Genomic DNA, 21,115 nt, shown 5'->3' on the forward strand with positions numbered 1-21,115 from the left:
ACGTTAACTTCCTTCTTTTTTCTGTTTCGAAAAACCCTTTACCACATCTGGTAAAAACGGGAGAGAACTATTGATCCGATGCATTTCTAATGCAGGCCTAGCCGGAATTCCAAAATAAACTGTTTTTTCTTTGGAATCTTCTGCTAGTCCAGAAAGCCCCAAAAGAATGGATCCTTTTTTCATCGTTAAGTGTTCCGCCACTGCCGATTGGCCAGCAAGAAAACACCCATCTTCAATGGTCACTGATCCTGCAAGTACCGTTGCTCCCGCGATGTACACATAATTCCCTACACGACAATTATGGCCCACATGTACATGGTCATCAAATTTAGTAAAATTTCCAATGGTTGTTGATTCCAGAGCAGCACGATCTACCGTACAATGTGCACCCATTTCAACATCATCGCCAATAATTACGTTTCCAATTTGTGGAACCTTATAACGAACGCCCGCATAATCATAAAAACCAAAACCATCGGCTCCAATCACAGTGTTCGAATGGATCAAATTTCTTTTTCCTAACTTACAATTGTAATAAACAACTACCCCTGATTTTATTACAGTTTCTTCACCAACCTCGACGTTTGGTTCCAAAACTACATTGGGATGAATGACGGCCCGGTCACCGATAACAACATTTTCTTGAATGACGACAAAATCCATGATAGTGACATCTTTACCAAGTTTGGCGGTAGGATGAACACTTGCTTTCGTAGAGATAGAAACCTCACTTTTGGGTTTCTTTTCGAATAAAGAAATGACCTGAATGAATTTTACCTTGGAACCTTCTTCGGGAACTATAATGGCATTCGGGAATGAGGAAGCTAAAGAATCAATGGTAAGCGCAATTTTTACATCTGCCGATTTTTTGTGTTTGGCTAAATACTTTTTAGAAGCCACATAATAAATGCTACTAGGATCTACTGGTGTGTGGTGTTCCAAATCTTTGATACCACTAATTTCCAAATCACCAGAACCGGTGAAACTTGCACCTAATCGTTCAGCCAAATCTTTCAGTTTCATTGATACACCTTAGACTTGAAAACTACTTGGAAGGGACATATTTCAATCACAAATTTAAAATCTATCGTATTGGAATTTTTCCAAACATCCGATGATCATAATATGTACTATCAAAAACTAAACAAGAGCCTTCGTTTGCTTTTGTTAACTTACACTGTTCAATATTTTTTGTTCACAAATGCATTGGTAGCACAGGAAGGAGTGGTTTTCGAAAACCCTTATAAAAAAACTGAAACTCTATCCGAACAAAAATCATTTACCATTTATTTTGCAAAAGATTCTTCAAAAATACCAAAATCGGATTTAGTTCGATTACAAAATACTGCAGATTTTCTAAATCAGAATCGAAATTATGAAGTTGATATTCATGCACATGCAAATGAAGGGAAAAATGCAGCAACCGATTTGATCGTTAGTGAAAAAAGATCTTTAGAGGTGGAACGTTTTTTACTAATTCATTTTGTAGAACCAAACCAAATTAGAAGATTATTTTTTGGGAATTCCAAATCACCAAACAAAACAAAAGAACACCAAACACTAAATCGGCGAGTAGAAATTAACGTAAAACCGATTCAATAATCGGATCCTTTCCAAAATTTTAAATCATCGATATCGTCGATATCACCTAGTTCATCCATTAACGAATAGGTTTTGTTTTCTTTTTTTATGGAATCAATGGTCAAAGAAAGAACGTCTTTTGTACTCCACGGAATCGAATGAAAGAGAAAAGGCGAAACCTCTTTCATTCCAAGAAGATAATAACCTCCATCCCGAGCAGGACCAATCACAAAGTCTGACTCATCGAGTTTTTTGTAAGCATCGAGTAAAATACTTTCCTTTAAATAAGGGCAATCCGTTCCAATGATGAGAATCTTTTTGGCTCCCCTTTGAAACTCTTTTCGAAAAGCCACTTCCATTTTAAAACCAAGATCTCCTTTTTCCTGGACTTCATTTTCAAACCCAAACCCAAAATCATATAATGGATTTTCTTTTAGATGATCCCAATACACTATTTTTTTAATACTGAGTTTTGATGTGACGGCAACTGTGATTTTAAGTAACTCGAAATATATCTTTAATGTTTTTTCCTCTCCAATGGTAACAGAAAGGCGAGTTTTCACTTTCCCCAATTCAGGTTGTTTGGCGAAGATAATTAATTTGTTTGAATCCATAATAACCTAAAACTAAAATTGAAACCAACCAATGGATATATACAAAACGACTATCAACATACAATCCATAAGATAAAAAAGCAATAAAAGTGACAGCGACAACCAACTCTTCATTTTTCTGAGTGTATAAAACAAAAAATACCCAAGGAATCCAATACCAAGGATGGATCACTGGTGAAAACAAAAGGAACAATGAATAAATAATCAAAAATCGAACTGGTAATTCAAAGTTTCGAAACATTCCCTTTTGGAAACAGAAGAAATAAAGAACACTCACTACCACAAACGATATAATTCCAGAAAGATATTCCCCCTGGAATGGGTATAAAATAAAATAGAAGAAGGGTTCAAATAAACCGGCAAATCGAAAGGAATGAAAGAATAACCCTAAGCCTACACTTCCTTGTAAAAACAAATCAGAAAACACTGTTACTTTCCAAATCAAAAGGGAAAACATGGTGATTAAAAAAAGACTAACTAATGCTTTACGATCTCCCCGGAACCCAAAAACCAAAAGGAAAAAATTGAACTTTAATTGAGTCAAAAGAAAAAAAGAACCAATCTTTTTAACAGTAGATTTAGATAAAAACAAAAGAAGACTACCCGTAACCAAAAGAATTTCGGGATGCATTTGAGAAATTCCTTCAAGAATCACAATTGGATTTCCAAAGTACAACCAATACACTCCTTTGGAAAGGTCAGGGTATAATTTTCTGATTAGAAACAAATTCAAAACATCGAACAAAATAAATAAAATTTGTACCCCTAAAAAACTATTTTGAACTAGAGACCCAAGAATTGTCCCTAAAGCAAAAAAACACTGTAATAACAATGGATACACAGAATAATAACTTGGACTATTCATATTGGATAAAAGAAAATCCAACCCAAACGAAGTTGTATCCACAAATTCAATCAGTTGCTTTGGAGTATATAAATAGGGAGAAATTCCTTCTAAAAATATTTTCGCATCAAAAAGATAACGGTAAACATCATCGCTCCATACGGGAGGGGCCCCCACCACAACTAGACGTAAAAAAATGGCATACGTTAGGAAACAACGAAATCCATTTCCAAAGATAGAAAGAATATCTTTCAAAAAGTAAAAGTATATAGGTAATATCAAAGAAATCACAAGAATGATACCAAAGTCATTCCGATTTCCAAAATGAACGGATCCAAAAAGCAATACCGGGTAAAGAATCAAAAGTATTACTTTTGTTAGTTTATTTTTTATGGGCACCGAAGAGTAACAACCGAAAAAAAGTATATAAAATTTTGATTCCCACACGAATCGACATAGAAACGGTTCCTGATATCTTAGACACACCGGCAAATCGTTTTCGATAGTTTACTGAAATCTCTATGATATCCATCTTCAGTTGCAGAGCTTTGACATGCATTTCAATATTCCAACCCCAAGTTGGATCTTCCATCTGCAATCGAACCAAAGATGGATACCGCAAAATTCGCAGTGGCCCCATATCCGTAAACTTACGCCGGAAAAAAATAAGAATCAAGAAACAAGTGAGTGCATTCCCAAATATTTGAATGGGAGACAAAGCACCTTTTTCGACAACACCAATGGTTCTGGAACCAATCACCAAATCTGCTTTAGTTTCCTTTATCACATGGATCAGTTTTTGGATGTCCTTTGGGTCATCTGAACCATCGGCATCACAGAAAAGAATATAATCCGGCTCTAACTTTGTATTTTTGATCCAATTGAGCGCAACAAGACAGGCATTTCCATAACCAATCACGGGGCAATCCAAAGTGAGAAGTCCCATTTTTCTCACGATCGTCGGTGTTTGGTCCCTAGATGCATTATTCACTACAATAAAACTAGATTTTGGCAATCCAGAATTCGCAATTAATCCGTTTAATGCGCGTTCAATGCCACTTTCTTCGTCTCGTGCAGGAATGATACAAAGAACATTACTCACCCTTTCTTTCTGCATTCCTTTTGAATAAATCTTCTAAAGGAGTGTCTTTTCTAGATTTAGTATTTACATGATATAAAGACTCAATGACGAGGGAACTATGAGGGTATAATTCTTTTATCTTTTCTACTTTTTCTTTGTATGGAGAAGTCAGGTAACCCGAAGACAGACTCATATAATCCGAAGTAACATTCTTCAAACGAACATGTGTTGCTTGGAAAAGATAAGAAACCACTGGAAGATCCGTTTGTTTCAACTTCCAAACATATACCTTCCCCGATGGGATTCTTGTATCATTTACTTTTTTTGCCTGAGGTGACCAAGACCATTCCTGACCAATTGTTGTTTCCGTTTGGAAAATTGAATTTCCTTTAAAATCCAAGCCGACAAGTGACAAACGGTAAAATCGTTCTGGGTCTCCCGTTGTCACATGGTGATCTGCATTCTTATTTTTAATTTCGATTTCGATGGTTTCATTTTCTACTTTCAGACGAGAAAGAACAATCCCAGGTTTATAACCCAATCGAATTTGATCGGGATACAAATCGAATCTTTTCGGAACACCACCACCAATAAACCCATGTTTGTGAGAAGTTCGAATCGGTTTGTTTAGCGAAGTTTTGACAAAAGAACGACGAACTTCCGGTTGGTGGCAAGAAGAACAAGTTTGGCTGGAATGTGTGGCTTGTAACTCTGTCCCTGTTTGAAAAGAACAAACGAGTGATTCATTTAAAGTATATGTTTCATTATGACAATCATAACAACGGTTTAATAATTGTTTGCGATCAATTTTAATGGGATGAGGAGGTGAAGTCCCACCGGTTCCACCTATCACATAACTTTCTTTTGTCTGCGAATCCACTCTTACATGGCAAGTGGCGCAGGTAACCCCTTCTTCCTTCATATCAGGATTAAAATTAGGGTTTGGAATTTCAACAGGTCGAAAATAATCTCCATTACGTAAACCAGTGATGATGGTTTCTCTTTGATTTTGTACTGGAATATGACAGTTCAAACAAATCCATTTAGGAGAACTTGGTTTTGCAAGTTCTGATTGGAATTGGATATCTGTAAGGGCATTGGCATGGGTAGAACGTTGCCATTCCTCATAAATTTCTGTATGGCAGTTCCCACAATTTTTGGCAGTGGTAGCTCCTACTCCTTTTAAATCAGGAAGATTCTCGATTGGTTTGGCCCAAATTTTACCAGGGAACACTTGTTCAATGGGAACCTCTCTTTGGTTCAGATAAAGAAATCCTCCAATACTGAATACGATTAACACCAAAAGGAGGATGAATAAATTTCGTTTCAATTTTTAATTTCCAGTTTCCAACGGAAGTTTAGGATCATTTGACCATTCCCACATAGATCCTGCATAGTTGTATGCATTATATCCGTAAGTGCGAAGGATTCCAACCACAAAAGCAGAACGAACCCCACCCGTACAGTAGGCAACAATGGGTTTTTCTTTTTGAATGCCTAACTGTTTTAAATAAACTTCAACCTCTGATTTTGATTTGATATTCCCTTTGGCATCAAACAACTCTTGGTAAAAAAAAGATTTAGCACCTGGTATATGCCCTCCTCTAGATTCCCCGTATGGTGTTGCTCCTGTAAACTCTCTAGGTTCTCTTGTGTCTAAAATTTGGTGTTGTTTGGATGGTAATCCTTTTAATATTTCCTCTTTAAAGATAGCAGCAGAAACTGAGGTTTTGTTTTTTGCAAAATGTGATGTGAGCGCCAAAGTTTCTGGTTTAGGATTTGTTTTTTTCTGGATTTGTTTTTCATAAGAGGAATACCCCCCATCAATCCAATAGGTTTGTCTGAACCCGGCTTCTCTAAGGCTCCAAACAATTCGCCCTTCTTCTCCCCAACCAGAATTTCCATCACCTAACACTAGAACATTATCATCTTGTTTGAGGCCTAAATCGTTTAGTTTTTTACGAACTAATTTTAGTTCCAATAAATCTCCCTTATTTGGCGTTTCGGTGCGAGAAAGGTCTTCCCAAGACAAAAGAATCGCTCCTGAAACTTTGTTTTTCAAACGAGGCAAAGAAGAACGAGTGTCTAGAATTTTATATTTTGGAAGCGAAAGGGCCAATTCAGCAGAGAGAAACCAAGGAGAGTCCACAGGTTTTGTCAGAGGGACAGAGGGCCCAGCGCTTGGTTCTCCGAAGAATGCCCCAAGAAGAGAGAAAAAAAATAGATAGATTCCGTAACAACGTAGTACTTTCACGAAAATTCCCCCGAATTTATAAAGTCTTTCTCTTTTAAGACGAAATATCGTCAATAAAATAAATATTTCATCCAATAAAGCGAATTTTTCTTGATAGAAGCAACCCTCCTCGTACTTTGGAAAGGAATGGAGGGCAATATGAAAATTGGTTATTATCCGGACGTGGTCAATGAAAATGTCACAAGGATTGTCGCCTCGACTGTCGTATTCCTTGGTGTTTTTGCGATTCTTTTTCCGAACCCTTATGTGCTCGCACTCTTACTTGCCGGGTTTACTTTGCGTTTGAGTTACGGGCCAAAGTTTGAACCGTTTGCTTTTTTTACTTCTAGATACTTAGTCCCTTGGCTCGGAATTTCTTTTGTAGCCACAGCAGGACCACCCAAACGATTTGCACAGCTTATCGGTTTTTTATTTAGCGTCGGTGCCATTGTGTTTTTTGTTTTGGATCTAAGATTGGCTTACCAAATCACTTTAGCAACTCTCGTTTTTTTTGCGTCACTCGAATCTTTTTTAGGATGGTGTGCTGGTTGTTTTGCATTTGGTTTACTGATGAAACTAGGAGTGATTCCGGAAGAAATTTGTGAAAGATGTAACAATCTAAATTTTAATAAATAGTTTTCGTTAATACATTGTTACAATGGATTCTATTTATAAGTATTTCTTTGGTTACCATTCTCTTTTTTTGGATGGTAACCCTTCCTAAATCTTTTTTTAAAAAATACAAAACAGAAATTTTTCTCATCGGCCTTAGCCTTCGTGTTATATTTATTTTTCTTCCTCCAGTTTGGGAAGATGATTGGGCGAGATATTTATGGGAAGGAAATTTAATTCGAAACGGAGAGTCTCCGTATGAAATAGCTCCTGAAAATTCATTTCAAAAATCTAACTTAAGTGAAATAGAAACGGAGATTTTATCACAAATCAATCATCCGGATTGGACAACGATTTATACACCTTTTGTTTTATTCTATTTTGCCTTATTTTCTCTAGGTTTTTCAGGAATTTTTTTAAAACTTAGTTATCTCATTTTAGAAACATTCAGTTTTTTATTATATTCGAAAGGTAAACCCTTCAAGTTTTCACTCCTGTATTGGATTTTTCCTATTTTAATCAAAGAAGTATATTTAAACTATCATTTTGAAATATTGATTCTTTCTCTTTTTTGGATTTTTTTAAATACAATCAAATATAAAAAATATACCCTTTCTAGTTTTATCTTTGGCCTCGCCGTTCATATTAAATTCTTTTCTCTATTCTATTTTATTTATCTGATTCAAAACTTACCATTTAAAAACTGGAAAAAACAATGGAAGGAATCGTTTTTTCTTATTTTATCTTTTGTATTTGGATTTTTTATTTTTTATTTTATCTACTACTTGATTTTTCCAAATTCAAACGATTTTGGATTCAACAACTTACTAAGATTTGGTGGAAGTTTCAAATTCAATCAGTTTTATGAACCATTCTGGGAAATATTTGGGGTCATGGACCTAAGAACATTTCCACTTATATTTTTATTGTCTACTATGCTGATTTTTTTATTCATCAACCTCCAAAAAAAAGATCGATTCCGCAAAATCAAATTTATCTCCGTAAAATTAGATTTATATTTTTTACTTGGGTATCTTTCTCTTTGTTTACTCCCAGTATACAACCCTTGGTATTTTTTAATCCTTCTTCCTATCCTAGTCACTTCAAAATCAGAAAGAATTTTTCCTTGGATTTTGGTATGGGTTCCCCAACTCTCCTACCTCACATCTTTCCGTTTGGGACTGGAATTTACCTATTTCTATGAAATCCCAAACTCCATCCTCCTATTGGAAGCCCTAATATCCCTAATCTGCCTCGCTTGGTATTTTACACAAATATTCATTTTACTTTACAAAATATCCAATATATCAAACATAGCCCGTAAGGGAAGTATTGGGTATGGAAACAGAAATTGAAAGTTTTTCTGCCACAACAGAAAACGAAAGAAATGTCGATGAAGTGTTAACGGTTGTCCTTGGGGAGACCTTGAAACGCAGAAGGTTAGAACTGGGTTTATCCATGGAAAAACTTTCTCAGCTTTCAACCGTTAGCCGAGGAATGTTAGGACTCATTGAATCAGGAAAAACCACACCCAGTATCGGGATCTTGTGGAAATTATCTAAATCGTTACGGATTCCTATTGGAGAAATGATCCCAGATCTTTTTGCCCAGTCCCCACGGTTTATCGGATCCAACGAAGGAAAACGCTGGATTTCCCCCAAAAATACAGCAGAATCTCGTGTTTTTTACCAAGAAGAAAGAGACCGACTGAGTCTTGTCGAATGGAAATTAAACTCAGGAAAGGTCACACAATTTAGTCACCTACCCACGGCCTTTGATATCAAAATCTACCAAGTTTCTGGAAAAACTAAAATCAAATTAAAAACCAAAGAAATTATTTTGGAACCAGCAGACAGTGCTTTCTTTCCCATTGCGGAACTAGAATCCATTGAAAATGAATTCGGCGAAGAATCTAAATTTCTTTGGATCGCGTCCAAAAAGGCTCGGTAAAGATAAAAAAGTTTTCTTGGAACCAAGAAATTCTAAAAAAAAGGAAAGGCCAAAAAGATGGACATCTCGGGAATATATTGAACAATATATAAGATATTAAGTTCAATATATAAGATTTACTGTTTTTTGTTCCGACCCCCTTTTTCAAACTGACCTTACCATGTTTCCTAACTCTGGTGCAACCCCTACAGGGGGGAAACGGGAATAAAATCGAAGGATTAACAAATGAAAACCAATCTACTATACAAGTCGATTGCTCTTATTACCGCGGGGTTCATCGGAGCCTGCGGCGGAGCAAAAAATAATGACACAAAGAACTTACTACTGGCAGCTCTTGCCCTTTCCTCTGGGATTAAGGTGAATAGTGCAGCCGAGTTAGCAAAAGAATCTAACGACGATTATAATCTAAATGAATATGGTCTCATCACTCCCTCTACTTTGGGTAAGTGGGTAAACAATTGGTCTGGGACTAAACCTGCTGGTGTTAATGGTAAATTAGTCATCTTACAAAACGGTGCCAGCGCTACTGCTGGAAAGGAATACATTGCGGGAAACGGAAATGACGTTGTTGTCTACAGTTTTACTTTCGCTGATGGAGCTAGTGCTCTAGATGGTGGAGATGGATTTAGTCAAAAACGAAGCAGTGGACTCAGTGATACTGTATCTATCATCGCCAATGGAACCAAAGTGGATACCATCCTTAATCGTTATGGAATTGATCCAAACAATGACTTAGTTGTCTTTGTTTCTTCTGCCAATGCCAACAGTCACGTTCAAGGAACACTCCGTGGATTTTATACATTCCGTTATTGGGGATTTGATCATAAAAATCTTGCCTTCTTAAATGGAACACTTCCACGACTTGCAGTAACGGATGGAAACTTTGTTCCGTTCAGTTCAACTACAAACACCCCACCAAGTTACACCAATCGTTATTCGGTAAAATCTCTTCGAGTTGATAACACCATTCTTATGTTACCAGTAGAAGATGTCATCACTGCCGTGAAAAATCCTAATAACGTAACCATTGCTGGACTTACTTCGAGTGTATTTATCTCAGATGCAAGATCTTCTTCTGGAAGTAGCAATGAATACAATGGTGTCATCCGAAGTACAACTTCTGAAGTGGCAGGTAAATATGTTGGTTTTGAAGGTCGCATCAAAGGCGCCAAAGAACTTAGATGGACAGATCTACTCGACACAGAATTTAGATTCAAATCAAAAGCAGATCTAAAAGCATATTATGATGGAAAAGGTTATCAAGTAGGACAAACAGCTATTCAGCTTTGCCGTACCAATAACAGATCTCAGGTGACTGGATTTTCATACATTGCGATTCTCGGATATCCTTCTACTTATTATGATGGAAGTTGGATTGAATGGGGTAGTTTAACAGGCGGCGGTCCAGCACCAAAACTGCCATCTGACTCTCCATACCGTACAGATCTTCCTGAAGTATCTGAAGTAATTACTTACAATGTGGCCGGTGACGTTGATCCAAATCTTCCAACAAACTTAAACACATTCGCTACTACTTCTAGAAAAATTATCGACGAAGATAAAGCTTACAAACGTTAAAAGAAAATTTAAAACAGAGAGGGATGATCCAACGTCCCTCTTTTAAAAATAAAAAAATCGATTCGCAGGGAAAGTTATATGAAGAACTTTATAACATTTTTAATTTTTAATCTACTTTTGATCTCATCCGCCTTCGCCTCTGGAGGAATTGGTGGTGGTGGTATCGCAAACATTCCACAAGGCCAAGATAGAGAAAAATACCATTTAGGAAAAGCAGTCTATAACCAAGATCTGACTTTAGAAAAACAACCGAATGTAAAATTGATCGAACAAGAAGAACGATTGGAATACTTACAAGGAAGTTTGCCAAATACAGAAAAAAGAAGGGTCAACCTTCCTGATTTTGCGGGAAAATTGACAGAAGAACAAATCACAGCACTTGAATATTTTGTTCAAGTTAGATTCAATGTGAAACTTCCAGAGAAAAAGAAGGAATAAACAATGAAATCTTTCTTTAACTTTATAAAATATATATCATTTCTATCCGTTTTTGTTACACCAAGTATTTACGCACAACAAGCTTGGGCTCCATACGAAAGGCAACTCTGGGTAAGACCTGTATTCATTCATTCTGAATACGATAGTGCTTTTCTCGCCGGACAAAAAGCAAAATATGATGATAACGTTCGTTTGTCGGTAGCTAACTTAGCCCTTGAATACGGAATCACTGATAGGCTTACGGCTGACTTTACCTTTGGATTTGGTAAGTTGGGTCGTCACCGGGTTTTTAATCGGTATTTAGGTTTACAACAAACTCCCGATGTTCCCGATAAATATGGATTTATGGATACAAGGTTTGGAATCCGTTACAAAATTTTGGACGAATTTGATTCTAAATACCGTTGGATGCCAACCATCTCACTTCGTATCGGAGGGATCAAACGAGGAGATTACGATAGAAACCCTCAGTCCCTGGGTGATGGTGCCAGTGGTGGAGAGGTAAATCTTTATTTGGCGAAAGATTTCGGAATCTGGGGATTAGGAGGACTTGGTGAGTTTTCCTATCGTAAAAGAGAAAACCCAGTTCCAGATGATATCTTGTATTACTCAGCCTTTTACAAACGTTTTTTTGAATCTTTGTTTTTGACTGTTGGTCTCCGTGGACAGGTAGGTCAAGGTGGTTACGCTTATGCTGACCCAAGACAACAACCACCATGGAACATGACTCGTTTCCCGCAGCCATCAGTTTATGGAGTGAATCCTTATGATGTTTACGTACAAAACGAACGGCCTGCATGGGGAAGAAAAGAGGATTTTCATAATGCGGAAGTTGGCTTAAGTTATCAGGATAGTTTCGGAAACTTCTATACCTTATTCTACTCAGAAACAATTGCAGGTTATAACACAGCAAGATTAAAAACTGTGGGATTTGCAGCAACACTCCCATACAATCTTTAAGGGTAATCCAATGAAATTAAAATATCTAACATTAATTAGTCTAATTTTCATTCAACTGATCGGTTGTAAAGGTCTGCCGGAGTATCTATTTTTACCACAAAGTTTCAAACTGGATTTAACTCCATTTTTGTTTCGTGTGTATTCTCCGGCGGAACTCGCAACTCTATCCAATACCGATTTTAATCTAAACGATAGCGGTCTAATAACTTCGACAAAATTTTCTAGATTTTTATCTAATTGGTCGAACAACCGCCCGGCAGGTGTTTCAGGAAATTTGGTTATTTTTCAAGTCCAAACTTCTGGATCTAGCGGTCGTTACGTGTTCTTTGACGGGAAACAAACCTTTTCTTATCCCATAGCCAATTTACCAGAAGTATTAGCAGATACTCGAGATGATGGAGTTTTGGCTGTCGATGGAATTGTACCTAAAGGAAAAAAAATTACAGACCTACTTACTAATTACGGGATTGATCCTGCAATTGATTATGTAGTGTTTGCCCAAGATACTTCTTCCCTTGCCAATCTTTCATCGGCAACTTTTGCTTATTACACTCTGCTCTATTGGGGTTATCCAAAGGAAAGGTTAGCGGTTTTAAATGGATCCATTGCAGATTTAACTGCATCAAATGCGATATTCACTACACCTTCCTATACTTATACAAATAGTAACAGAGGGTCTGGGACAAAAACCCTTTATCGAGATCATACGGTTTTACAACTAACGATTGGAGATTTAATTCATTCGATTAAAAATGGGAACACCAATTTTGAAGAAGTAGACCCTGTTCCGTTCGAAGGTTTTTATATCATTGATGGAAGACCAAATGCAGCGTATACGGGAACAGTAAATTCGACAGCTTCTGGTTCCAAATATACTAACTGTACAACAAAAACAAATTCGACGTTTGCAAGTAATACTTGTTTGGTAACTTTCGAAGGAAGGATCAAATCGGCTTCCAATTTGGTTCCGACGGATTTATATGATGGAACAACATTCCAGTTTAAATCTTTTTCCCAACTACAAACCTATTTGAATAATACAGGTTACCAATCGGGAAAACAGATTTATGTTTACGGGGAAGATGCAACCAAAGGTTCCCTCGTGTGGTTTATCCTTCATCAAGTTCTCGGAAAACCAACACGGCTGTATGAAGGTGGTTGGAAACAATATGGTGCCCTTGGACTAAGAACCCCTTCATCTGGGTCTAGCCCTAGTGCCATCAGCCAACCAGCTTCTTATTGGAGGACAGACATTGCCACTCTTTCAGAAAGTAATAACATTAACGCTGATGCAAATGTACCCAATTACCAACTAGATGTTTCCAGACAGTTTATTAAATCTGCAAACAAAATTAGATCAGAAGACAAAGCTTTTTTACGGGGGTCATCTTCGGGAGCTGCTGCAAGTGGTGGCGGTGGAGCACCGACCGGCGGTGGAGGAAATGCTTGCGGTGGTTAGTGGAATCAAATAAATTCAACGTATAGTGAATTTTCAAACATTCCAACTTACGAACATTTTTCTCTTTATTTTAATGTTCGTAAGTTGTTCTGATTCTAGTTTTTTACAATCTCATTGGAACCATCCAATTCCAGAACTAGGAACACCTCCTTCTCACTTTTCCACATTAGAAAAAAACTTAAATCCCCGAGCTTGTGGCACCTGCCATCAAAATCAGTTCCAAAATTGGGAAAAAAGTTTTCATGCAAAATCTGCAAGTCCTGGATTTTTATGGCAAAAAGAAATATTCACGCAGGAAGAATACAAATCTTGTTTGAATTGCCATTCCCCCTTAGCAGAAACAAAATTAGAAATTGATTCAAACTTCCAAACTCCCGAAATCATAAGTTCCAAATCTCACAACTTTCCCGATGGTATCGATAACCCGTCCATTCTTTGTGCTTCTTGCCATATTAGAAACCAAATTCGGTTTGGCCCTCCACCCAGAACGAATGTAACTAAAATCAAAACCAGCGGTAGTATGTCACATAACAGCTATGTTGTGAAAGAAGAATTTGAATCCTCGGAGTTTTGTAAATCCTGTCATGAAAGTAAAGAAACAGGAGTCCGCCTAAGTGGGAAACGACTGATGGAAGTTTACACGGAATGGGAACGGAGCCCCTTTGCTAAACAAGGAATCCAATGCCAAAACTGCCATATGCCTGACAGGGAACATTCATGGAAGGGAATTCACGATAAAACTTTTGTTCAAAATTCTTTAAAACCAATCTGGGAAGTGAAAGAACAAAATGGACAGTATCAAATCCAGGCAGAACTGAAAAATATAGGTGTGGGTCACAACTTTCCAACATACCTTGTTCCTAAAGTTTACCTACGTTTTTATGTAATTTTCAAAAACAAAAAATTGCCAATTCTTTTGGAAGAATCTGTTGTAGGGCGAGTGGTGAACACGGATCTTACGGAAGAATATTTGGATACCAGGATCAAACCAAACGAGTCTCATAAAGTTCGTTTCAATTATGAACCAAAAGAAAATTTAGTCAGCGAAATGATTTGGGAAATCGAAGTGGATCCTGACGAACAGTATGTCCGTAGTTTTGAAGAACAGTTAAAAACCAAGGCAACAACTCTTACAACGGATGCTAAAAAGTTATTACAAGAGTCCTTATCCGAAAAAAAGAACTCTCGTTATATACTATTTACTTTGAATTGGAAAGCGCCTGTTTCACTTCCAAAATAATATCATCAATATGTTCTAAACCTACAGACACACGAATGAGGCCTGGCAAAATACCAACAGCAACTCTTTCTGCTTCCGTTAATTTAGAATGAGTGGTTGAAGTGGGATGTGTTACCGTAGTTCTTGTATCACCCAAGTTGGCAGTGAGAGAAAACCATTTCAGCGCATCCAAAAACTTTCTGGCTCGATCCACTCCCCCTTTGATCACAAAAGAAACAATTCCACCGCCAGATTTCATTTGTTTTTTTGCAATCGCATAACCTGGGTCATTTGGCAAAAATGGATACCTTACCAACTCTACATCTGGAGATTGTGCTAAAAATTCAGCTAACTTAATTGCATTTTCAGAATGCCTGTCCATTCTTACGGCAAGTGTTTCCAAACTTTTGGAAATGATCCATGCATTCATCGGAGATAAGGAAGGTCCCGTGTTACGAGCCATGTAACGAATGGGTTGGATGAATTCTTTTTTACCTAAAATAATACCAGCAATCACCCTTCCTTGCCCATCCAAGTATTTGGTTGCCGAATGAATCACTATGTCTGCACCGAAGTCAGCGGGTCTTTGGATATAGGGAGAACAAAAACAATTGTCTACAATAAGAATGGCTTTTTTCTTTTTACAAAGTGAAGCGACCCAAGCCAAATCGACAATATCAAGACCTGGATTAGAAGGAGTTTCAATATAAACTATCTTTGTATTTTCTTGAAAGGCTGCTTCCCATAACTCAGGTTTGTTGATATCAACGTAAGTAGTTGTCACTCCAAATCGAGGAAGTATGTTTGCAAATATTTGATGGGTGGAACCAAAAATTGCGCGCGCCGATACGATATGATCACCTGACTTCACAAGTCCAAACACAGAAGTAAACACAGCAGACATTCCTGAAGCAGTGGCAATTCCATCTTCCGTATGTTCCAAAGAACACATTTTTTCAATTAACTCGGTGGTATTCGGATTAGAAAATCGAGTGTATTGGTTTCCCGTTACCTCTTCTGCAAAAAGTGCTCTTGCATGTTCCGCATCATCAAAAACAAAACTAGAAGTTAAAAATAGTGGGGTGGAATGTTCTTTTTCCCCAGTTCGTTTGGTTTGGATGCGGATGGCGTCAGTTTCAAAGTGTTCAAACATATCTTCTACCAAGGTCGGGAATGAAGCTCCGAATTCATCATTTTTTTTGGAAAATATCTGCTATAGAATCGGAATTAAACTAATATAACAGAATTTTTAAGAAATTTCTGCAATTTTACCGTCAATCATGTGGACACGCCTGTTCGCAAGACTCGCATAATCAGGGTCATGCGTGACAAAAAGAATTGTAGTTCCATCCTCTTTATTGACCCTTTTAAAAATTTCCATCACCTTATCTCCGTTAATGGTATCTAAATTTCCCGTTGGTTCATCGGCAAAAAGAAACTTAGGTTTTTGTACAAGTGCTCTTGCAATCGCAACCCTTTGTCCTTCCCCACCAGACATCTGGCTTGGGAACTTATCTTTACAATGCAGAACAGAGAAACTCTCCATCAAATGTAGGGCGTAATCTTCCATTGTTTTATGTGTACCCGTTTTTCTTCCTGGCATCGTAATATTTTCAAGTCCAGTGAGTTCAGGAAGTAAGTAGTGAAATTGAAAGACAAATCCAATCGATAAATTTCGCAAACGATGAATCTCTTTACTCTCCATTCCAATCAGTGAACTTCCATTCAATTTGACATCGCCACTGCTAGGGTTATCAAGCCCACTCACTATGTATAAAAGTGTAGATTTTCCTGATCCCGATTTTCCCGTGAGTGCGACAAAATCACCCAACCCTATCTCTAAGGAAACATCCTTCAATATATCTTGCGGAGGTTCTCCAAAAGACTTAAAAATATGTTTGGCTTCAATTCCTAACATTTAGGTTGCTCCTCGAATGATATCAACAGGAGAAAGACGACTTGCCATACGAGCCGGAATATAACTTGCAATCGATGCACTTAGGACTGCGATAAAAAATCCTTTTACATAAATGATCCAGTCCCAGGATATCATCATGGTTTTCATTAGTGCCTTTGAATTTTGTTTTGGGTCTCCAATGGGAATTCCATCTATATAATAACATCCAATAATTCCCACGAGGATTCCAATCACCGCACCCAAAGTTCCCAAAAACAAACCTTGAAAAATAAAAAGTTGGATTGTATCCTTTTCATCAAAACCAATCGAACGAAGGATGGCCACTTCCTTTTTCTTTTGGTTCACCACCATATTTAAGATATTATAAATTCCAAATGCAACTACAAGGATAATGGTAAAGGTAGTAGAATTTCGAACAATGTCTTGTGTTCTAAAAACTTGTAAAATACTTGCATTAACTTCGTCCCAACTTTCCACCTTGTCTTTGCTAAAGTATCGTAAATCCTCAGCAATTTCTGCAGCCGCACGTATGTCTTTAATTTTAACAATGATTTGCGAAATTTCACCACTTGACTTTGTAATACTTTGTACGGAAGATAACGAGGAGTATACAGTCACTTCATCGATGAGCCTATTTCCTGTGCTCAAAATTCCAACGACCTTTACAGGGATCAAATCTGTGCCGGGAATATATACCGAAATTGTATCTCCCATTTTGGCACCGAGTTTATTAAGAACTCCCTCCCCCATAATCGCTAGTGAAGTTCCACGAGATAAATCAGACAATTTTCCTTCGACGATATAATCACTTAAGTTTGTAACCTTAGGTTGGATCTGGGGATCGACACCAACAAACCTGGCCGGTGCCGTCGTTTTTCCATTCACAAAAATAACTTCTTTTGACAATTGGGGAGCAAACGAAAGAACTCTATGGTCATTGGAAAGTTTATCCATCCACCCAAGAACATTAGTTAACTGAGAATGATCGGTTCGGCCAGATGGTGGAGACAACCATCGAACCACTTTACCCTGAAAAAAAACATCTTCAAAGGTTCTTTCTGTAACAAGTTCGTCCTTAGGTGAAATTTTAATTTGTCCATCGGAATTTACTAATTGGTCAGTGATGACTGCTTGGAATCCTAACATAATTCCTGAAAATACAATGTAACCTGCAGTTCCGAGAACTATTCCAATCAGAGTTAGGATCGATTGTTGTGGCCTAGAAAAAATTTGCCTAATCGCAAGAAACAACATATTAATTTTTAACCAATACTTCGTCGCCTTCTTTCAAATCTCCTTGGAGGAGTTCACCAAACTCTGAATTAATGGCTCCAATCCGAATCTCAATTTTATCCTTGTTCCCTTCGCGAAACCGAGTTACTTTCCCTCTATCTACGGCAACTAACGGAACCAAAACGACATTTTCTTTGGAGGAAACTGCAATGGCTACATCCGTTGTCATATCAGGTAAAATACCTTCAGGAAGTTCATCTGCCTCAATCCTAACTAAAAATTGTCCATTGGAAGGATAAATCCTTTCAACTTTACCTTGATATACATTCCCTCTAATGGATTCAAAACTCAGTTGGACTCTCATACCTGGTTTCACACGTAAGGCAGATTCCTGATCGAGAGAAACAGAAATATATACTGATTTTAAATTTTGAATTTCTAATAGAGGAAGGCCGGGCATTGCCGTTTCATTTTTTGCTACATTGAGTTTTGTCAAAGTTCCATCTAATGGAGAACGAAACGTAATCCCTGAATCATTGGTAAGAAGGGCTTGGCCTTTTTTAACAGTTTGTCCTTCTTCTACAAAAATCTCACGGACAGATGCTGCGATCCCAAACTTCAAACTGAAGTTATCCACAGGTTTCACCGTACCCAAAGCGTAGACTGCTTCCACAAGAGACCCTCTTTCCACCAAAACTCTGTTTGTTTTAGAGGTACGAAAGAAAAAGGAAAAAAGTAAAATTAGAATGATTACAAAACTGACTAAAACAAAATATAGTTTTTTACGATCCATGATGACCTATTTGCCACCGATCGAAAGGATTTGAAAATTCTTTTTCTAAGGAAAACTATATCTTCAGAATCAATTTTAAAAGTTATTAGCGGGAAAGTCCAAATACAAACTCACCTTCCCTATCTTTGGCAGGTTTGTATTCCAAACACCTAACATCCACAAATTGACCTTTTTGGAGGGTATCAAAGGAAAAAGAATCAGCCAGTCTACCTTTGAGATAATTGTCAGTCACAAACCTTCCATCACTTTCGAGAATGGCTTCGAATGTTTTTCCAATCGCAGATTCTGCATATTTAGTATGAAGTTCTGAACTGAGTGACATCAGGTCTAACACTCTACGTTTTTTTTCGTCCCCAGGAATGGGATCTCCAAAAGATTCCGCACTCGTTCCTTTGCGGACGGAATATGGAAAAACATGTAACTTAGCAAAACCAAGTTCCACTAATAATTGTTTTGTTTCCTGGAATTCAATTTCTGTTTCGGAAGGGAATCCAACAATCACATCTGTTCCGAGGAATAAATTAGGAAGTTTTTCTTTGGCAAGTTCGATTCTTGTGCGGAATGCATCTGGATGGTATGTCCTTCGCATATCTTTCAATACTTTACGGCTTCCACTTTGGATGGGAATGTGTAAAAATTTACAGAACCTAGGATGTTTCATTAAATCGATTAATCCAGATCCTACGTCAGGTGGCTCAATGGAAGAAAGGCGAATGCGCGAGTATTCTAAGATTTTTAAAATATCCTCTAAAAGATTTAAAAATCCTTTTTCTCCATTTTCTAATCGGTACCAACCCAAATTAACACCTGTTAACTGAATTTCACCAACCCCATTGTCTTGTAGGTATCTAACTTGGTCTAAAACATCATTATAATTTCTACTGACACCAAGGCCGCGTGCAGCAGGAATTTTACAATAGGAACATTTTCTGTTACATCCATCTTGGATTTTTAAATAAGCGCGTGTATGCCCTTCTGGTAAAACATCAGAATAGGAGAAACGATCGAAGGATAAGTTAGTTTCGATTTTTTTGCCTTCCCAATCCTCTAGGATTTTATAAGGAAGGGAACTTTTTTCTGTATTTCCGAATACTCCAAACACACCAGGAATGTTTTGTAAAATTTCTTTGTCTGTTTCTGCATAACAACCCGTTACATAAACCTTAGCTCCAGGATTTGTACGAATCGCATTACGGATGATGTTTCTATTTTTTACATCGGCTTTGTTTGTCACGGTACAGGTATTGACAACTATGTATTCGGCCTTTTCCTCAGCTTCCGCCAAGGAAAAACCTTTGTCTTTCAGAACAGAATACATACCGTCGGTTTCAAAAAAATTCAACCGACAACCGAGTGTATGGAATTTAATTTTCAAAGTTCGTTCAGTGCGACAATCCGTTTAGAATTTTCTTTGATTGTGTTACTTTCCCCGTTTAAGTCAGAAGCTTTTTGGATGCATTCTTTTGCTTCCGACAAATAGGTGTTTGCTTGGGATTTTTTACCCAATTTTTTATTCGATTTGTAAAGTGACTCTTGAACAAGAGCCAAGTTATTCCAGATTTCAGGAGATTTTTGATTTAGAGAAGATGCCCAACGTAAACTCACATCTGCTTTATCATAGTTTTTTAGATTATAATAAATTTTACCTTCTAACTCTAACATTCGAAAGTCACTAGGACTTCCTGCTTTTGCTTTTTCGATTTGCGAAAGAGCTGTTTTGGATGCTCCTCTCTCCGAAAGAGCCAACGCATAAAAGTATCTTACTTCTGGATTTTGTGGGTATAAGGGAATGGTTTTTTCAGCAAGTTCTATCGCAGGTTTCCACTTTTTATGACGGGTTAGAATCGCAAGACTTCCTTGTAGAAGGTCTTCATCGTCGGGTTTACGTTTTCTTGCTTCTAAAATGTTTTTATAAGAATTTTCAAAATCATTTAACTTATCATAGTTAAACGCTAGGAGCGCATAAAATTCGTAAGATGACTTTCCATCAGCCAAAAGACCTTTGACTAGTTCAATGGACTTGTTGTAATTTTTTACTTTATATTCGTCAACAGCTTGAAAGTAGGCAGAACCAACTTGTTCTTTTTCTTGGGAGTACAGGGATGTTACGAGAAGACAAGTAGTAGCAAAAGCGTAAATCAAATGTTTCATAAAAGATCCGAAGAGACTGTAATGGAGTTCAAATTGACCGAATCTATCCTGGAATGATAGGGTTCGATGGGGTCCAGGTATAGGAAAACGCTTCCCCCTTTAGAAAGCAAGTAATGTTCGATATGTTCCTCGGTGACGATTTCTGAGTCTTCGGTATACAAAATCGGGTTTTCTCCCGGGCCCATATGAACATGAAATTCTTGGGTTGTGAGAAAATCGGAAAGATTGAGGTATCCTGACCCAAAATAAAGTCCCGATTGGAAATAGTATTTATAAAAAACTTTAACTTCCGGGAGGATGAGATTGGGACGAATGTACCCTAGTTCGATCCGCTCAATGGTTCCAACGGTTCGAATTTTACGAAGTTGGAACCAAATTTTACGGATGAAAAAATAAGAAAACAGAAAGACGAGGGGAATGAGGATAGCCATTTCCGTTCGCCTTTCCGAAA

Annotated in this window: 22 protein-coding genes; 9 read left to right on the forward strand and 13 right to left on the reverse strand. The window is 37.4% G+C overall.

Going from position 1 to position 21,115, the window contains the following annotated elements; translation table 11 throughout:
• Nucleotides 1–3: 3 nt before the first annotated feature.
• Nucleotides 4–1,023, reverse strand: a complete 1,020-nt coding sequence (gene lpxD, locus EHQ16_RS08060; RefSeq protein ID WP_135631375.1) for a UDP-3-O-(3-hydroxymyristoyl)glucosamine N-acyltransferase — start codon at nt 1,021–1,023, stop codon at nt 4–6.
• A gap of 15 nt (nt 1,024–1,038) precedes the next feature.
• Between lpxD and EHQ16_RS08065 the strand changes: the two genes are divergently transcribed.
• Entirely contained in the window at nt 1,039–1,602 is a 564-nt protein-coding gene (locus tag EHQ16_RS08065) for an OmpA family protein (protein ID WP_244241996.1), read from the forward strand.
• Here the strand turns inward: EHQ16_RS08065 and EHQ16_RS08070 are convergent.
• Genes EHQ16_RS08070 through EHQ16_RS08090 form a run of 5 tightly spaced genes read right to left on the reverse strand, consistent with a single transcriptional unit; the run spans nt 1,596 to nt 6,374 of the window.
• On the reverse strand, nt 1,596–2,144 hold the full coding sequence (locus EHQ16_RS08070) for a TIGR04282 family arsenosugar biosynthesis glycosyltransferase (protein WP_341867428.1): 549 nt from the start codon (nt 2,142–2,144) through the stop codon (nt 1,596–1,598). The genes EHQ16_RS08065 and EHQ16_RS08070 overlap by 7 nt on opposite strands.
• Before the next feature lie 10 nt (nt 2,145–2,154).
• Nucleotides 2,155–3,402: an MptA/MptB family glycosyltransferase gene (locus tag EHQ16_RS08075; protein WP_244241997.1), complete on the reverse strand. Its 1,248-nt coding sequence runs from the start codon at nt 3,400–3,402 to the stop codon at nt 2,155–2,157.
• A 19-nt stretch (nt 3,403–3,421) separates the two neighbouring features.
• Nucleotides 3,422–4,156 carry a glycosyltransferase family 2 protein gene (locus tag EHQ16_RS08080; RefSeq protein WP_244241998.1) on the reverse strand — a complete coding sequence of 245 codons (735 nt, stop codon included), beginning with the start codon at nt 4,154–4,156 and terminating at the stop codon, nt 3,422–3,424.
• Complete coding sequence (locus EHQ16_RS08085; protein ID WP_135631382.1) at nt 4,134–5,450, reverse strand: multiheme c-type cytochrome; 1,317 nt, start codon at nt 5,448–5,450, stop codon at nt 4,134–4,136. Before EHQ16_RS08085 ends, EHQ16_RS08080 begins: the two co-directional genes overlap by 23 nt.
• 3 nt (nt 5,451–5,453) lie before the next feature.
• Entirely contained in the window at nt 5,454–6,374 is a 921-nt protein-coding gene (locus EHQ16_RS08090; protein ID WP_135631384.1) for a sulfurtransferase, read from the reverse strand.
• Between the two features lie 138 nt (nt 6,375–6,512).
• On the opposite strand from EHQ16_RS08090, the gene EHQ16_RS08095 reads away from it, so the two are divergent.
• The 8 genes from EHQ16_RS08095 (at nt 6,513) to EHQ16_RS08130 (ending at nt 14,590) form a co-directional block, all read left to right on the forward strand.
• Complete coding sequence (locus EHQ16_RS08095) at nt 6,513–6,989, forward strand: DUF4395 domain-containing protein (RefSeq protein WP_135631386.1); 477 nt, start codon at nt 6,513–6,515, stop codon at nt 6,987–6,989.
• Between the two features lie 47 nt (nt 6,990–7,036).
• Nucleotides 7,037–8,320: a hypothetical protein gene (locus EHQ16_RS08100; RefSeq protein ID WP_244241999.1), complete on the forward strand. Its 1,284-nt coding sequence runs from the start codon at nt 7,037–7,039 to the stop codon at nt 8,318–8,320.
• Nucleotides 8,304–8,915, forward strand: a complete 612-nt coding sequence (locus EHQ16_RS08105) for a helix-turn-helix domain-containing protein (RefSeq protein WP_135631390.1) — start codon at nt 8,304–8,306, stop codon at nt 8,913–8,915. Before EHQ16_RS08100 ends, EHQ16_RS08105 begins: the two co-directional genes overlap by 17 nt.
• Nucleotides 8,916–9,140: 225 nt before the next feature.
• Entirely contained in the window at nt 9,141–10,493 is a 1,353-nt protein-coding gene (locus EHQ16_RS08110; RefSeq protein ID WP_135631392.1) for a rhodanese, read from the forward strand.
• Between the two features lie 78 nt (nt 10,494–10,571).
• Nucleotides 10,572–10,931 (forward strand): hypothetical protein, encoded by a 360-nt coding sequence (locus EHQ16_RS08115; protein WP_135631394.1) that lies wholly within the window; start codon nt 10,572–10,574, stop codon nt 10,929–10,931.
• A 3-nt stretch (nt 10,932–10,934) separates the two neighbouring features.
• Nucleotides 10,935–11,891, forward strand: coding sequence for a hypothetical protein (locus EHQ16_RS08120; RefSeq protein WP_135631396.1), 957 nt, complete (start codon nt 10,935–10,937; stop codon nt 11,889–11,891).
• 10 nt (nt 11,892–11,901) lie between these two features.
• Nucleotides 11,902–13,350, forward strand: coding sequence for a rhodanese-like domain-containing protein (locus EHQ16_RS08125; protein ID WP_135631398.1), 1,449 nt, complete (start codon nt 11,902–11,904; stop codon nt 13,348–13,350).
• 25 nt (nt 13,351–13,375) lie between these two features.
• Nucleotides 13,376–14,590 (forward strand): ammonia-forming cytochrome c nitrite reductase subunit c552, encoded by a 1,215-nt coding sequence (locus EHQ16_RS08130; RefSeq protein ID WP_244242000.1) that lies wholly within the window; start codon nt 13,376–13,378, stop codon nt 14,588–14,590.
• Here EHQ16_RS08130 and EHQ16_RS08135 read toward each other — a convergent pair.
• The 7 genes from EHQ16_RS08135 to EHQ16_RS08165 form a co-directional block, all read right to left on the reverse strand.
• Entirely contained in the window at nt 14,550–15,722 is a 1,173-nt protein-coding gene (locus EHQ16_RS08135) for a trans-sulfuration enzyme family protein (protein ID WP_135631400.1), read from the reverse strand. The genes EHQ16_RS08130 and EHQ16_RS08135 overlap by 41 nt on opposite strands.
• Nucleotides 15,723–15,818: 96 nt before the next feature.
• Complete coding sequence (locus EHQ16_RS08140; RefSeq protein WP_135631402.1) at nt 15,819–16,487, reverse strand: ABC transporter ATP-binding protein; 669 nt, start codon at nt 16,485–16,487, stop codon at nt 15,819–15,821.
• Entirely contained in the window at nt 16,488–17,741 is a 1,254-nt protein-coding gene (locus EHQ16_RS08145) for an ABC transporter permease (protein WP_135631404.1), read from the reverse strand.
• Between the two features lies 1 nt (nt 17,742).
• Nucleotides 17,743–18,513, reverse strand: a complete 771-nt coding sequence (locus EHQ16_RS08150) for an efflux RND transporter periplasmic adaptor subunit (RefSeq protein ID WP_135631406.1) — start codon at nt 18,511–18,513, stop codon at nt 17,743–17,745.
• A gap of 85 nt (nt 18,514–18,598) precedes the next feature.
• Nucleotides 18,599–19,888 carry a tRNA (N(6)-L-threonylcarbamoyladenosine(37)-C(2))-methylthiotransferase MtaB gene (mtaB, locus tag EHQ16_RS08155; protein ID WP_135631408.1) on the reverse strand — a complete coding sequence of 430 codons (1,290 nt, stop codon included), beginning with the start codon at nt 19,886–19,888 and terminating at the stop codon, nt 18,599–18,601.
• On the reverse strand, nt 19,885–20,664 hold the full coding sequence (locus tag EHQ16_RS08160; RefSeq protein ID WP_135631410.1) for a tetratricopeptide repeat protein: 780 nt from the start codon (nt 20,662–20,664) through the stop codon (nt 19,885–19,887). The genes mtaB and EHQ16_RS08160 overlap by 4 nt, the downstream gene beginning before the upstream one ends.
• On the reverse strand, nt 20,661–21,095 hold the full coding sequence (locus EHQ16_RS08165; RefSeq protein WP_135631413.1) for a hypothetical protein: 435 nt from the start codon (nt 21,093–21,095) through the stop codon (nt 20,661–20,663). The genes EHQ16_RS08160 and EHQ16_RS08165 overlap by 4 nt, the downstream gene beginning before the upstream one ends.
• Nucleotides 21,096–21,115: the final 20 nt, after the last annotated feature.

The organism is Leptospira kanakyensis (assembly GCF_004769235.1).
In the GTDB taxonomy this organism is placed as follows: Bacteria; Spirochaetota; Leptospiria; order Leptospirales; family Leptospiraceae; genus Leptospira_A; species Leptospira_A kanakyensis.

Coding starts and splice junctions, on each gene's coding strand:
- lpxD (WP_135631375.1), bottom strand. CDS start 1,023: ATGAAACTGAAAGATTTGGCTGAACGATTAGGTGCAAGTTTCACCGGT.
- EHQ16_RS08080 (WP_244241998.1), bottom strand. CDS start 4,156: ATGCAGAAAGAAAGGGTGAGTAATGTTCTTTGTATCATTCCTGCACGA.
- EHQ16_RS08095 (WP_135631386.1), top strand. CDS start 6,513: ATGAAAATTGGTTATTATCCGGACGTGGTCAATGAAAATGTCACAAGG.
- EHQ16_RS08105 (WP_135631390.1), top strand. CDS start 8,304: ATGGAAACAGAAATTGAAAGTTTTTCTGCCACAACAGAAAACGAAAGA.
- EHQ16_RS08110 (WP_135631392.1), top strand. CDS start 9,141: ATGAAAACCAATCTACTATACAAGTCGATTGCTCTTATTACCGCGGGG.
- EHQ16_RS08115 (WP_135631394.1), top strand. CDS start 10,572: ATGAAGAACTTTATAACATTTTTAATTTTTAATCTACTTTTGATCTCA.
- EHQ16_RS08120 (WP_135631396.1), top strand. CDS start 10,935: ATGAAATCTTTCTTTAACTTTATAAAATATATATCATTTCTATCCGTT.
- EHQ16_RS08125 (WP_135631398.1), top strand. CDS start 11,902: ATGAAATTAAAATATCTAACATTAATTAGTCTAATTTTCATTCAACTG.
- EHQ16_RS08135 (WP_135631400.1), bottom strand. CDS start 15,722: ATGTTTGAACACTTTGAAACTGACGCCATCCGCATCCAAACCAAACGA.
- EHQ16_RS08140 (WP_135631402.1), bottom strand. CDS start 16,487: ATGTTAGGAATTGAAGCCAAACATATTTTTAAGTCTTTTGGAGAACCT.
- EHQ16_RS08145 (WP_135631404.1), bottom strand. CDS start 17,741: ATGTTGTTTCTTGCGATTAGGCAAATTTTTTCTAGGCCACAACAATCG.
- EHQ16_RS08150 (WP_135631406.1), bottom strand. CDS start 18,513: ATGGATCGTAAAAAACTATATTTTGTTTTAGTCAGTTTTGTAATCATT.
- EHQ16_RS08160 (WP_135631410.1), bottom strand. CDS start 20,664: ATGAAACATTTGATTTACGCTTTTGCTACTACTTGTCTTCTCGTAACA.
- EHQ16_RS08165 (WP_135631413.1), bottom strand. CDS start 21,095: ATGGCTATCCTCATTCCCCTCGTCTTTCTGTTTTCTTATTTTTTCATC.